Annotated in this window: 13 protein-coding genes; 4 read left to right on the forward strand and 9 right to left on the reverse strand. The window is 61.6% G+C overall.

Features of this window, described 5'->3' with window-relative positions; translation table 11 throughout:
• The first annotated feature begins 8 nt into the window (after positions 1–8).
• Positions 9–923, forward strand: a complete 915-nt coding sequence (locus CAG41_RS05245) for a LysR family transcriptional regulator (protein ID WP_371856088.1) — start codon at positions 9–11, stop codon at positions 921–923.
• A 6-nt stretch (positions 924–929) separates the two neighbouring features.
• Here CAG41_RS05245 and CAG41_RS05250 read toward each other — a convergent pair whose 3' ends face one another.
• The 3 genes from CAG41_RS05250 to CAG41_RS05260 all read right to left on the reverse strand — a co-directional run bounded on the left by CAG41_RS05250 (position 930) and on the right by CAG41_RS05260 (position 3,426).
• Complete coding sequence (locus CAG41_RS05250) at positions 930–1,454, reverse strand: DUF1003 domain-containing protein (protein WP_085706762.1); 525 nt, start codon at positions 1,452–1,454, stop codon at positions 930–932.
• A gap of 153 nt (positions 1,455–1,607) precedes the next feature.
• Complete coding sequence (locus CAG41_RS05255; protein ID WP_085578298.1) at positions 1,608–2,660, reverse strand: diguanylate cyclase; 1,053 nt, start codon at positions 2,658–2,660, stop codon at positions 1,608–1,610.
• Between the two features lie 157 nt (positions 2,661–2,817).
• On the reverse strand, positions 2,818–3,426 hold the full coding sequence (locus CAG41_RS05260) for a TetR/AcrR family transcriptional regulator (protein WP_085706763.1): 609 nt from the start codon (positions 3,424–3,426) through the stop codon (positions 2,818–2,820).
• 214 nt (positions 3,427–3,640) lie between these two features.
• Between CAG41_RS05260 and CAG41_RS05265 the strand changes: the two genes are divergently transcribed.
• Positions 3,641–4,696: an MBL fold metallo-hydrolase gene (locus CAG41_RS05265; RefSeq protein WP_085578249.1), complete on the forward strand. Its 1,056-nt coding sequence runs from the start codon at positions 3,641–3,643 to the stop codon at positions 4,694–4,696.
• Between the two features lie 38 nt (positions 4,697–4,734).
• On the opposite strand, the gene CAG41_RS05270 is transcribed toward CAG41_RS05265, so the two are convergent.
• Entirely contained in the window at positions 4,735–5,052 is a 318-nt protein-coding gene (locus tag CAG41_RS05270; protein ID WP_085629607.1) for a hypothetical protein, read from the reverse strand.
• 238 nt (positions 5,053–5,290) lie between these two features.
• Here CAG41_RS05270 and CAG41_RS05275 point away from each other — a divergent pair, with 238 nt between their 5' ends.
• Entirely contained in the window at positions 5,291–6,430 is a 1,140-nt protein-coding gene (locus CAG41_RS05275; RefSeq protein WP_085706764.1) for a hypothetical protein, read from the forward strand.
• 3 nt (positions 6,431–6,433) lie between these two features.
• Here CAG41_RS05275 and CAG41_RS05280 read toward each other — a convergent pair whose 3' ends face one another.
• From CAG41_RS05280 to CAG41_RS05300, 5 genes are all read right to left on the reverse strand, one after another.
• Positions 6,434–7,411, reverse strand: coding sequence for a hypothetical protein (locus CAG41_RS05280; RefSeq protein ID WP_085706765.1), 978 nt, complete (start codon positions 7,409–7,411; stop codon positions 6,434–6,436).
• Between the two features lie 17 nt (positions 7,412–7,428).
• The gene (locus tag CAG41_RS05285) at positions 7,429–7,845 is read right to left on the reverse strand and encodes a very short patch repair endonuclease (protein ID WP_085578245.1); all 417 of its coding nucleotides are present in this window, start codon (positions 7,843–7,845) and stop codon (positions 7,429–7,431) included.
• 82 nt (positions 7,846–7,927) lie between these two features.
• On the reverse strand, positions 7,928–8,641 hold the full coding sequence (locus tag CAG41_RS05290) for an HNH endonuclease signature motif containing protein (protein ID WP_085706766.1): 714 nt from the start codon (positions 8,639–8,641) through the stop codon (positions 7,928–7,930).
• Between the two features lie 252 nt (positions 8,642–8,893).
• Positions 8,894–10,141: a ribonucleotide-diphosphate reductase subunit beta gene (locus CAG41_RS05295; RefSeq protein WP_085578244.1), complete on the reverse strand. Its 1,248-nt coding sequence runs from the start codon at positions 10,139–10,141 to the stop codon at positions 8,894–8,896.
• A gap of 546 nt (positions 10,142–10,687) precedes the next feature.
• Positions 10,688–10,951, reverse strand: coding sequence for a DUF2790 domain-containing protein (locus CAG41_RS05300; protein ID WP_085578243.1), 264 nt, complete (start codon positions 10,949–10,951; stop codon positions 10,688–10,690).
• 474 nt (positions 10,952–11,425) lie between these two features.
• Here CAG41_RS05300 and acs point away from each other — a divergent pair, with 474 nt between their 5' ends.
• Complete coding sequence (gene acs / locus CAG41_RS05305; protein WP_085578242.1) at positions 11,426–13,381, forward strand: acetate--CoA ligase; 1,956 nt, start codon at positions 11,426–11,428, stop codon at positions 13,379–13,381.
• Positions 13,382–13,772: the final 391 nt, after the last annotated feature.

The following is a 13,772-nucleotide window of genomic DNA, read 5'->3' on the forward strand; positions in this document are numbered from 1 at the left end:
ACTATAGATTGGCGTCCACGCACTCAATATTGGCGTTTGCCCAAGTGATCAATGCAGCCACGCACTATCGTCTCGACTACCCGGATCTGTCGCTGATCCTCGCTTTGGTGCGCGGCGGCTCCCTGGCCCGGGCCTCGCAGTTGCTGAAGGTGGATGTGTCGACCGTGTTCCGCGCGGTGCGCCGCCTCGAATCCGCGCTCGGCCAGCAACTGTTCGAAAAGAGCCGCGCCGGTTACCTGCCCACCACGCTGGCGCGGACGCTGGCCGAACAGGCGGAGCGCGCCGAGCAGGCGCTGGAGGCGGCGCGGATCGGTGTGGAGCAGGGCGGGGAAGTGGTCAGCGGCACCGTGCGCCTGACCTGCACCGACTCGGTCTTGCAGGGCCTGTTGTTGCCGGCGTTGGCGCAGTTCATGCCCAACTATCCGGCGCTGACCCTGGAGCTTTGCACCTCCAACGATTTCGCCAACCTCAGCCGCCGCGACGCCGACATCGCCCTGCGCCTGACCCGCACGCCGCCGGAGCATCTGGTCGGACGGCAGCTGGCGAAGATTTCCTACCGGGTGTGCGCCAGCGAACGTTACCTGCGCAACGTCGATGCCACGGATCTTGGCGCACTGGCCTGGATCGCACCGGACGACTTCCTGCCCGATCACCCGACCGTGGTCTGGCGCCGTCAGCACTGGCCGGGCGTGACGCCTGCCTATCGGTGCAACAGCATGCTGTCTGTCACTGAACTGGTGCGGGGCGGATTGGGGGTGGCGGCGTTGCCGGACTTTCTCATCGGCGACGGTCTGCAAGCCTTGAGCGAACCGCTGCACGGCCACGACACGGCCCTTTGGCTGCTGACCCGGCCGGACTGCCGGGCGTTGCGTGCGGTGGTCACGCTGTTCGACGAGCTCGGGCGGGCGTTGCGCTTGCCGTGACGCGGCTCAGCGCTGCGGATTGTCGCGCATGTGCTGATGCAGCTCGCTGGTCAGGCTTTCGATGCGCTCGGTCAGGTTCTTGGTCATTTCCGTGAGCCGGGTGTTCTGCTCCAGCAGTTCGAGCAGTTGCGCGGCGTTCTTCGCGGCCTGGGCCTGGCGTTCGCTGTTGGCCACGGCCAGCGCTTCGCGGTGCTGCGCGTCGGCCTCCGACTGGGCCTTGTCCCTGGCCGCCTGGCGGGTCTGGGCCAGCAGGATCAGCGGCGCGGCGTAGGCCGATTGCAGGCTGAACGCGAGGTTGAGGAGGATGAACGGGTACACGTCGAAATGGGTGACGCCGGACATGTTGAGCGCGACCCACAGCACCACCACCAGCGTCTGCGCCCCCAAGAACATGGGCGTGCCGAAGAACCGCGCAAAGGCCTCGGCTCGCAGGGCGAAGGCGTCGGTGCCGAAGGTGGGGGCGAGGTGGGCATGGGGGCGGTGGAAGCGCAGGTGGTCGACAGTGGCTGAATCGGGTTTGGACGGGGTCATGGTCGGCTCGGTGGGGCTTGGGGTTTCGGGTCACTATAGCGTTGTGCGGGGGGGCGGATGGCCGAGGCCGGGCTGGTGGTCACGTAAAACATTGTGGGAGCCAGCCTGCTGGCGATGGCGGCAGCCTCGGCGCTGCAAGACGCCTGGGCGGACTCAGACGCTGGATCGGCTCAAGGCCACGCAGACGGTGTTCCGTCCGGTGTGCTTGGCGGTGTAGAGCGCCTTGTCGGCGTCATCCAGCCAGTCCAGTGCGTCGGGGTAGAGGCCTTGGTAACGGGCCAGGCCGATGCTCAGGCTGACCCGCAAGGCGGGCACGTCCGGGTGGCGGTAGCGATCCAGGGCCTGGCGCAGTTGCTCCATCAAGGCCTCGACCTTGTTCAGCGGCAGGTTGGGCAGGATCGCGCAGAACTCGTCGCCGCCGTAGCGGCCCGCCAGTTCGCTGTCCGGCAGCAGGCGTTTGATTTCATGGCTCAGTTGTCGCAGCACGGTATCGCCGACGATGTGACCGTAGCTGTCGTTGATCGCCTTGAAGTGGTCGATGTCGATCAAGGCCAGAATGGCCTGGCTGCCGTGCGCCCGGCATTGGTCGAACTTCAGGTGCAGCAGGTCTTTCCAGGCGCCGTGGTTGAGCAGGCCGGTCAGGCTGTCGGTGCGGCTCAAGGCGCTGAGGGTGCGCTTGTGTTCGGCCAGCTTGATCGCCAACCGGTAGCAGACCATGCCCAACGCCAGCGGATAGAGGGTGAGCATCGGCAGGCAGGCCCAGACCTGAATCGGCGTGGCCGTGAGCGTGAACCGCACGCCGAACAGCGCCCAGCCCAGCAGCACTCCGGCCAGCTGGGCGAGGGCGCCGGGCACGAACAGGCGCAGGCCGCCGGCGGCGACGTTGTTCATGGTCATCATCGAGAGGATGGTCACGGTGGTCAGCGGGTTGAACTGGAAGCACGCGGTCCAGAAACCGCCGCACACCGAGTCATACAGCAGGTTGCGGCGTTCGGCGCGGTAGGGGAAGGCCGAGCGGCTGGAGCATTGGTAGGCGAGGTGGGGCCAGATAAACCCGTTGAACACCAGCAAGGCCCAGAGCCAGGCCGGCATGCCCAGCGGATAGAGGGCGGCGCCGACGCTGAAGAAGCCGACACCCAGGCCGATGGCCCGCGGCAGGTAAATGCGTCTGGCGAATGACAAGCCTTTGCCGCGTTGGTTTTCCATGATGTTCTGCGCCAGATTCATTCTGAAACACTTTGATGTGTTCTTCTCGGACTTACCGTTCATCGGCAAATTGTCGGACATTGTCATTTATTCCAGCGGGAATAATCAGTGTCCTTCCGAGCCATTTAACCGTGGGCAGAAGCAACGGAAGCCCGGGCTAGAGCTGATAGCGGGCCAGGAACATGTCCAGCGCCGCCTCCACGACGGTGTGCTGCATGTCTGGGTTCAGAGCCGCCCGGCCCATGGACATCTGTGGCCAGAAACCGAACGCCTTGATCAGGCCCTGTATCTGCTGGGACGCGAATTCGGGATCCGCCGGCTTCAACCGGCCGTCGGCCTGGGCGGCCCGTATCCAGGAGGTCAGGCCTTCCTCCCGCTCGCCCAGACGCGCCACCATGTTCTGTGCCCTTTCCGGGGAATGAATGGTGGTGGCGATCACCACCCGGGCCAAGGTGAGGAAGTTTTCGTCGGCCATCAGTTGCACCTTGGCCATTACCCGCTCGCGCAATTGCTCGCGCAGGGGCTGGTCGGCGCTGTAGGGCGTGGTCTGCTCGGCGGAAATCCGCGCCCACAGTTGGTTGAGGATTTCGGTGAACAGCTCCTCCTTGCTGGGGAAGTGGTTGTACACCGTGCGTTTCGACACCCCGGCGGTGGCCGCAATCTTGTCCATGCTGGTGACGTCGAACCCGTTGGCGCGGAATTCGGCGATCGCCGCCTGGATGATGGCTTCGCGTTTGCGGTCGGTGAGGCGTTGGGTGGCTGTCATAAGTTCGATTCGGCAGGCAGAGGGTGAAATTACACTCGGCAGTTTACTTGCCGTCCGGTTTGATGCAACCTAGAAAGTACACCGGTCAGTGTAATGTTGCGTTAATCGGTGCACCCTAAAACCAGATGTCCGGCTGATGCGTGCGTGCCTTGGCCATTTACTGTCCTACCCTTGGAAGACCGTGCATGGCGCGGTTCTCTGGAGTCATTCCGTCATGGCCGAATCCGTTTCTTCGATGAGCAACGCCACCGCGCCCGAAGCCTCCCGCCAGGCCCAGGGGCTGTTTCGCAACCATGCGCCGGTGCAGCGTGAAGGTTTTGGCAAGATGATGCGCATCATGTGGAACATGATCTTCCACAAACCGCGCAATACCCGTCCGGCCGCCGCCATTCCGGTGCAGGCCCTGACCCGCGCCGACCTGTTGGCGGCACCGAACCACAGCGTCTACCGCCTTGGCCATTCGACCCTGCTGCTCAAGCTGCAAGACAAGTTCTGGGTCACCGACCCGGTGTTCGCCGAACGTGCCTCGCCGGTGCAATGGGCCGGCCCCAAGCGCTTTCACCAGCCGCCGATCAGCATCGACGAACTGCCGCCGATCGAGGCGGTGATCCTGTCCCACAACCACTATGACCATCTCGACCAACAGGCCGTGCTTACGCTGGCGGACAAGGTCAAGGTGTTCCTTACCCCGTTGGGCGTGGGCGACACCCTGACCAAGTGGGGCATCGACGCGGACAAGGTTCGCCAGTTCGACTGGTGGCAAGGCACCGACGTCGCCGGCATCCGCTTCATCGCCACGCCGTCGCAGCACTTTTCCGGTCGTGGCCTGTTCGACGGCAACAGTACCCTCTGGGCTTCGTGGGTGATCATCGACGGTGACACGCGAATTTTCTTCAGCGGCGACAGCGGCTACTTCGATGGCTTCAGGCGCATCGGCGAACAGTTCGGCCCGTTCGACCTGACCCTGATGGAAACCGGTGCCTACAACGTCGAATGGCCCCACGTGCACATGCAACCGGAGGAGACCCTGCAGGCCCACCTCGACCTCAAGGGCCGCTGGCTGTTTCCGATCCACAACGGCACGTTCGACCTGGCGATGCACGCCTGGCACGAACCCTTCGACCGTATCCTGGCCCTCGCCTGGGACCGCAGCGTCGCCATCACCACTCCGCAGATGGGGGAGGTCTTCAACTTGGCGCAGCCACATCGCGGGAGTGCGTGGTGGCTGGCGGTGGAAGGGGATGCAGAGGTGCTGGTGCAGGGGGCCTGAGGGTACCGAACCGGTTCGCGCCTGCGAGGCAAACCGGACTATTCCGCCATCGCGAAGTCGCTGCGGCCGCCAAGGTCGTGCGTCATGCCCTTCACATTCCCGCCCCGCGCCGGCGCAAAGCCGGGGAAAAACACCAGCCCCTGCGCCTCGAAGCGGTAGGTCAACGCGAGGCGCGAGGCCTCCGCCACGTCCTGCTGCGCTTCGAAGCGCTGGATGTCATCCGTGGAGACGCCGGCCTCCCGCGCCAGCGCCTCCACACTCCAGCCCAGCATCGCCCGGGCCTGGGCGCAGTGCGTCGGGGTGAACTGGAACAGGGCAATGCGTTCGAGAATGAGGTTCATCGCAGAAGTGGCCATGGTGGTGTGCTCCGGGCGCAGAAATGCTGGCTGAAAATGTACTGTGTTTTTGTACAGTTGTTTTCAGGCCGGATCAAACGCAATTTCGCGTTTTTGCGAACCAACGGCAGCTGACCGGACGAACGGTGCAAGCGGCTGCGCCTCGATTCCCGCACGCAACCTCGCCATAATGCGCCCCGCGTTTGACTGCGCCGGTTCCAAGCCCGGCGCGACCTCCTACTCATTCAGGGATCGATTCATGTTCAAGGGATTGTTGCCTCCGGCACTGTCGGCCACTGCGCTGTTCACACTGATGACGGCCGCTCACGCCGGCGATATCCGTCAGATCTTCACCGGCACGCTGGGCAAGATGCCGATCGTCCTGGAAGTGAACACCGCCAATGCGGAACAGGTGAGCGGTCGCTATTTCTACGAGAAGTACCACCGTGACCTGGAGCTCGGCGGTACGCTGCAGGACGGCGTGCTCACGCTCAACGAAGGCAACTCCCGTTACAGCGCAGAAGACAAACCCTTGCCGACTCTCACGCTGACACGGGCCGGCAACGGCTGGCAGGGCGAGTGGCAGAGCCCGCAGGGCAAAAAGCTGCCGGTGCGTCTCACCCAGGCCGCATTGCCTGCCCCGGCGCCAGGCGCATTGCCCTATGTCGCTGCATTGCCGGGCAGCGACCCCTACGAGTACCTGCGGCTGCGCGGGCTCACGCTCAAGCCGGTGAAAAAAGAGACGTTCATGGGCTACGAACTGCAATGGTGGGCAGAGCCTGAGTCGAAGATTTCACTGTTCACGGTCGAGTCCGGCTACGCAAAAGAAGAACGGCAACGCATCAACGAACATCTGCTCGGCCGGCTCTGGAGCGAAGTCAGCGACTATCACCGCTGCATGATGGATGGCGGCGAATATGCCGAGTTCGATCAAGGGGCTGCCCCCACGTTCCTGTCGCCGGAAGTGGTCAGCCTGGAGATTTCCACCGGCTACAACTGCGGCGGTGCGCATCCGGACTTCGGCAGTTCGCCGATCAACCTCGATGTGCGCACCGGCGAGCTGTTGAAGCTCAAGGATGTGCTGTGGATCGGCAAGCCTGACAGTCAAGCGACCGAATACGATCAGGGCAAGGTCATGGCGCCATGGCTGGTCAAACAGTTCGCCACGCTCTATCCCGAAGAAATGAAGAAGCCTGCCGAAGACGACGGCGAGTGCGACTACACCGACGAAAGTGTCTGGGGATATTCCAACTGGCACTTCACGGCGAAGGGCATTTACATGGGCGCTTACTTCGCGCGCATCCAACGCAACTGTGACAACCCCGAGTGGTCCGTGTTGCCGTACTCGGTGGTCAAGCAACACCCCGGCGTCGTCAAACTGCAACTGCCCCAGGGCTGAGGGTCACGCCAACCCCGGCGCTTCCCGCACTATGAAGTGATCCAGGTTTTCAATGTTTGCACTGAACACCCCGAACGTCTGTTCGGGGTTTTTCTTGCTCGGCACCTGCTTCAGCTCCGGCGTCACGCCATAGAAGAAACAGAACAGTTCCTTGTCGCTGTCGATAGCGTGCTTGATCTCTTCCAGGAACGCCTTGCGCTTGCGGTAGTTGTCGATGAGTTTCTTGCTCAGGTACACGTTCACCGAATACGGTTTCTTCTTCGCCTCGTCCGCTTGCTTGAACCAGACCTTCTGTTCGAAGTCGATGCGCAGGCTTTGGGTGTAGTCCTTGATCTCCTTGATCTTGCCCCAGTAGATCAGCCCTTTGTTGTCCAGCAGGTATTCAACCTTCTTGAAGAACGAACCATAGGGCGCGGTGTGTTCGCCGATCTTGAGCGGCATGCGCTTGAGCAGTTCCTTGTCGGCGAAGTTCGACACGAAACATTCCACCGGGTGGGCGAAGACCGTGGTCTTGTCCGGCGCCGTGTCGCGGCCTGCGGACGGCTTGGCGTTCGTCGGCTCTGCACGGAGCGGATCGTCCCGCCGCACATCCGCCCCCACTTCCACAGCCGCCGGCTTGCGCACGTACTCACGTCGGGTCAGCAGCAACTCAGACGGAAAGTGCTCTTCCCGCCCTTCGTCGCCGTCCTCTGTTGCGCTTCCCGACGCCGACGCTTTCAGGCTCGCGTACGGACATCCCGCCACATGCTGCGTCGTCGGCAGGTTCTTGAAGTGCGGTGTGCGTACGTAGTTCACGTTCTTGGCATTGAACGTCCCCAATTCATTCGACACTTCGGATGCTGCACGGCAGGCATCGTTGGGGCACTGGAAATGTTCCTTGGCCGAATCGAAGTCCACTGTCTCGTCGAAGTTGAGGTCGCGGACGTCATAGATCGAAAGTTTGTCGTCGAGGCTGACGCAATAGGCGAGGTCGAACTTCATGGCGGGGACTGGTTCCTTCAGTGGAGCGGGGCGGTGAGCGTCTGAATGCGTTCCTTGATGCGATCAAGATCCTTGAGTTCGCACTCCCAGATCACATCGACACGCCAGTCCAACAGCTTCAGCTTGTTAATGCAACGCTCGTCCCGTTGGGCATTGGCCTCGAACTTCTGCGACCAATACTCAGGGCGCGTTTTAGGAACGGACGCGAACTTGCAGCCATGCCGATGCCAAAAGCAACCGTGCACGAAGAGGCACAGCCGATGCTTGGGAAAGACCAGGTCAGGCGACCCCGGCAGGTCTCGCCGATGCAAACGAAACCGCAGCCCCATCGCATGGCACAAGGAGCGGACGACCCGTTCAGGCTTGGTGTCCTTGCCCTTGATCTGCGCCATGAGCCTGGAGCGCTGCTCTGCCGTGATCCGGTCTGCGCACATACCGATCCGCCTCTTGGGGCTTGCGTCTGCGGACAAGCATGGGAGCGTTGCGGCGACCAGGTCAAGGCGCCAGAGAGGACGGTTATTCGGGCACTAACCGCTTAACCCGCTGGTAGAGCTTCTCAGTGAATACCTCACGGTCATTGGAGTGATGGCAACGGCGATGACAGTTCGGGCACAACGCTACAGCGTTGGTGATTTGATCGGAGCCCTTATCGGCAAGCGGTTTGACGTGATGGACTTCCAGAAACGGCAAGTCGAATTTGTGGAAGGGGGCGGGTTCTCCGCAGCCTTCGCAATGACCGTTGGCTTCATTGCGAACCCACGCCCTGACGCCGGGATCGCGAACAAAGACGGTGCGGGAGTTTTCAGCTTTCTTCGGCTTTTTGATGCCCTTCGGTGGTTCCTTGAACTCAAGCTTTTGAAGTGCAGCGGCACGGCGCTCCAGCGTTTCTTCATCCGCCGTCGGAACAGTAGGGTTGCCCGGTTGAACACCCCGATCAGCAAGCGCGTCCCGAATCCAATGCTCAACTTTCGGCCCCACGTTCTTCGCCGGTTTGTAGCCCTTGATCGGTTGCCGATCCATTGTCATCAAAACCCTGGAGATGTTCTGCATTCGGAATTCGACGGAGCCTTTGGTGCGGGTGGGCAGGGCTGAGGCACGCAGAGCGCGATTCTCATGGGCCTTGTTGAATTTTTGGCCGGCCAGTTCTTGCTCCAGCATCTTCAGATAGGCGTCAACGGCCGCCTCGATCTCAAACACTGTCCAGTCGCTGTCTTTCGTTTTGTCGCTCATACATTCGCCGAGGGTTGGAATCCCTTGGACGATACTGAGTGGCCATTACGGATGTCTACGAAAATTCCTACAGAGAATCGCGATTAATCTCGCGAACATTCCTACAAGGACACAACGCTGAAGATGTTCTGAACTGATGGGAAGGAGCAAAACTATTCCTTCCCCAATAAAAAAGCCCCGATCAGATCGGGGCTTTTGCTTTTTCGGCTGGTCGACTCAGACCGCAACCGTCAAACCGTGGCGAACCAGGAATCAATCCCAGCTCAACGCACCACCGGTTTGGTACTCGATCACACGAGTCTCAAAGAAGTTCTTCTCTTTCTTCAAGTCCATGATCTCGCTCATCCACGGGAATGGGTTGGTGGTGCCTGGGTACTCTTCCTTCAGGCCGATCTGCGACAGGCGACGGTTGGCGATGAACTTCAGGTAGTCCTCCATCATCGCCGCGTTCATGCCCAGCACGCCGCGAGGCATGGTGTCGCGGGCATATTCGATTTCCAGCTGGGTGCCTTGCAGGATCATCTGCGAAGCTTCTTCCTTCATTTCGGCGTCCCACAGGTGCGGGTTTTCGATCTTGATCTGGTTGATCACGTCGATGCCGAAGTTCAGGTGCATGGATTCGTCGCGCAGGATGTACTGGAACTGCTCGGCGACGCCGGTCATCTTGTTGCGGCGGCCCATGGAGAGGATCTGGGTGAAGCCGCAGTAGAAGAAGATGCCTTCCAGGACGCAGTAGTAGGCGATCAGGTTGCGCAGCAGTTCCTTGTCGGTTTCGACGGTGCCGGTGTTGAATTCCGGGTCGGAGATGGCGCGGGTGTATTTCAGGCCCCAGGCGGCTTTCTTCGCGACCGACGGGATCTCGTGGTACATGTTGAAGATTTCGCCTTCATCCATGCCCAGCGATTCGATGCAGTACTGGTAGGCGTGGGTGTGGATCGCCTCTTCGAAGGCCTGGCGCAGGATGTACTGGCGGCATTCCGGGTTGGTGATCAGACGGTACACGGCCAGGGCCAGGTTGTTGGCGACCAGGGAGTCGGCGGTGGAGAAGAAGCCCAGGTTGCGCATGACGATGCGGCGCTCGTCTTCGGTCAGGCCTTCCGGGTTTTTCCAGAGGGCGATGTCGGCGGTCATGTTGACTTCTTGCGGCATCCAGTGGTTCGCGCAGCCGTCCAGGTACTTCTGCCAGGCCCAGTCGTACTTGAACGGTACGAGTTGGTTGAGGTCGGCGCGGCAGTTGATCATGCGCTTTTCGTCGACGGCGACACGGGCGGCGGAGCCTTCGAGTTCGGCGAGGCCTTCGGCGACGTCGAGCGAATCCAGTGCGGCCTTGGCGCGGGCGACGGCGGCCGAGTCGTTGGCGGTCACGGCGCGGGCCTCGAGGGCGGCGGCGCCGCCGGCGCTGTCGAGGCGGTCCAGGGTGGCTTCGGCATTGTTGCCGGCGGCGGCTGGTTTGGCCGCTGCTTCACTGTCTTCTTTGTCGAAATCGTCCCAGCTCAGCATGACGTGTCGTCTCCTGCGTGAGGGCCGGATGCCCGTGTGAAAACCGGTTGTGGGTTGTTCACACGGCCGTACCGGCCGCGTTGGATCTAAAGGAATCGTTTTTTGCAGCAGCTAAGGCAGGCAATAAAACTTGAATTTGTACGGGTGCCGGGAGCCTCTGACGGGCGCAGGCGTCGTCGGACGCTGCTGCGAGGCTCCGGACTGGCTGCGGATCCCTGTAAGGGAATATTGCAGGCCCGTTTAGGGCGGCATTATAGGGAATTTTTCCCCGCCGTGGTGGGGCGAATCCGCGCATGGGGCGGTCAGGAGGGCGGCTTTTTCGGTCGGAGCGAGAGTTTATGGGGCTTTGGCGGCAGAAGATTTTTTTTCGCAAAAATCTCGCGTTTGCGGGTTTGTTCAAAAAACGAACAAAAAAACCGTGTTTTCACTATATGTTGTGTTTTGCAAGCCCTTTCGGCATCGGAAAACACAACTGAGCCCGGCCGAAGCCGGGCTGGAATCGACGCTCAGCGCATCGCTGAACGGGCCGGTGCGGTGCAGTCCCGGTCAGCCGTTGGAGCAACCGTTGCCCATGACGCTGTAACGCAGGATATGGCGCTGGCCCTTGGAGTCGTCGTATTCCATTTTCATCGGCACCACTTCACACACATTCGGCACTTCGCTCATGGACACCACTTTGGCGATGTCCAGGTGGGTGGAGTAAGTGTATTCCTCGATCACCGGTTGTTGCTGCGCGACATCAGTCGGGACCTCGTCTGCCATGGCGGTTGCGCACAGACTGCTGAGGGCCAGAACCAATAAAGCTTTCATTTCAAAGTTACCTTCTTGAGGTCGAGTGGGGGCACGCAACCTTTTTGGGGTTGCGTGTGGAACTTCATTGCTTGGGTTACTTGAAGCGGAGCGTGATTAACGGCCTTCGTGGGGGCTGTAACGTTGTTAATCGCTTTGCCTTGTCGGCGAGGCAGATTCTAGGGAGGCGGGGTGGGGGTAAACAGAGCGGGTTTTGATAAACACCTTTGGCAGATTTCGTAACAATCGCCCGATATCGTGTAAGCGGAGGCTTACCGCGGAGGTGGACCGCCTGGAATACCGAGTCGCCGGAATCGCCGGCAGGCCAGATCCCACAAGGGCTGCGGTTAACTGGGCGGGCTCGGTTATGGCGTGCTTCGGGATTGTCTGGATGTTTTGTAGGGGCTTGTTACTACCATCGTCGAATGGTTCTATACGGGCGCCCCGGCTACAACAGGGTCATACAAAAACAACTATTACACCGAGGTAGGAAAGATGAGTGCGGCTTCCCTGTATCCCGTTCGCCCTGAAGTTGCGGCCAATACGCTGACCGACGAGGCAACCTACAAAGCCATGTATCAGCAGTCGGTCGTCAACCCGGACGGCTTCTGGCGCGAACAGGCCAAGCGCCTCGACTGGATCAAACCTTTCACCGCGGTGAAGCAGACGTCGTTCGACGACCATCACGTCGACATCAAGTGGTTCGCCGACGGCACCCTGAACGTTTCCTACAACTGCCTCGACCGTCATCTGGCCGAGCGCGGCGATCAGATCGCGATCATCTGGGAGGGCGACGACCCTTCCGAAAGCCGCAACATCACCTACCGCGAACTGCACGAACAAGTCTGCAAGTTCGCCAACGCCCTGCGCGGCCAGGATGTGCACCGCGGCGACGTGGTCACCATCTACATGCCGATGATCCCCGAAGCCGTGGTCGCCATGCTGGCCTGCACCCGGATCGGCGCAATCCACTCGGTGGTGTTCGGCGGCTTCTCGCCGGAAGCCCTGGCCGGGCGCATCATCGACTGCCGCTCCAAAGTGGTGATCACCGCCGACGAAGGCATCCGCGCCGGCAAGAAGATCCCGCTCAAGGCCAACGTCGACGACGCGCTGACCAACCCGGAAACCAGCAGCATCCAGAAAGTCATCGTGTGCAAGCGCACCGCCGGCGACATCAAGTGGAACCAGCACCGCGACATCTGGTACGAAGACCTGATGAAAGTGGCCGGCACCGTGTGCGCACCCAAAGAGATGGGCGCCGAAGAGGCGCTGTTCATCCTTTACACCTCCGGCTCCACCGGCAAGCCGAAGGGCGTGCAGCACACCACCGGCGGTTACCTGCTGTATGCGGCCATGACCCACGAGCGCGTGTTCGACTACCGTCCGGGGGAAATCTACTGGTGCACCGCCGACGTGGGCTGGGTCACCGGGCACTCCTATATCGTCTACGGCCCGCTGGCCAACGGCGCGACCACGCTGCTGTTCGAAGGCGTGCCGAACTACCCGGATATCACCCGGGTGGCGAAGATCGTCGACAAGCACAAGGTCAACATCCTCTACACCGCACCGACCGCGATCCGCGCCATGATGGCGTCCGGCACGGCGGCCGTCGAAGGGGCGGACGGCAGCAGCCTGCGCCTGCTCGGTTCGGTGGGCGAGCCGATCAACCCGGAAGCCTGGGACTGGTACTACAAGAACGTCGGCCAGTCCCGCTGCCCGATCGTCGACACCTGGTGGCAGACCGAGACCGGCGGCAACATGATGAGCCCGCTGCCGGGCGCCCACGCCCTCAAGCCGGGTTCGGCGGCGCGTCCGTTCTTCGGTGTGGTGCCGGCGCTGGTGGACAACCTGGGCAACATCATCGAGGGCGAGGCCGAGGGCAACCTGGTGATCCTCGATTCGTGGCCGGGCCAGGCGCGCACCCTGTACGGCGATCACGACCGTTTCGTCGACACCTACTTCAAGACCTTCCGCGGCATGTATTTCACCGGTGACGGCGCCCGTCGCGACGCCGACGGCTACTACTGGATCACCGGGCGGGTGGACGACGTGCTCAACGTGTCCGGCCACCGCATGGGCACCGCCGAGATCGAAAGCGCGATGGTCGCCCACCCGAAAGTCGCCGAAGCGGCGGTGGTCGGGGTGCCGCACGACATCAAGGGGCAGGGCATCTATGTCTACGTCACCCTGAAGAACGGCGAGGAGCCGACCGAGCAACTGCGCCTGGAACTGAAGAACTGGGTGCGCAAGGAAATCGGCCCGATCGCTTCGCCGGACGTGATCCAGTGGGCGCCGGGCCTGCCGAAGACCCGTTCGGGCAAGATCATGCGCCGGATCCTGCGCAAGATCGCCACCGCGGAGTACGAAGGGCTGGGTGACATCTCGACCCTGGCGGACCCAAGCGTGGTGCAGCACCTGATCGATACCCACAAGACCATGAATGTCGCGTAAGCGGCGGGTCTGACGTGCTGAAAAGCCCCGTCCGGCGCATGCCGGGCGGGGCTTTTTTCTGTCTGCGGATTCTCGGGCGGGAGGGTTGGCGTCATCGCTGGCAAGCCAGCTCCCACAGGGATTTGCATGGAAACCGATATCCCTAACCCGCCACGAAACCTTGTGGGAGCTGGCTTGCCAGCGATGGCAATCGGTCAGGCAAGTGAAGAATCTGCGAAAACTCCCCAACCAATAATTATCGGTTTCCCCCGTCAGACGCTTCCCGCTGTTACCGGCCCGTCTTCAAGTTACTGAATGTGTAACCGCCCGCTCCGCAACGGGGCAATGGGAAACGCCGCGCCCGGTTTCAGGGCCTCAAAATGCCCTGCGCAAAATTAGACGGAACGCTGCG

The sequence above is a fragment of the Pseudomonas sp. B35(2017) genome (assembly GCF_002113645.1).
Lineage (GTDB): Bacteria > Pseudomonadota > Gammaproteobacteria > Pseudomonadales > Pseudomonadaceae > Aquipseudomonas > Aquipseudomonas ekonensis.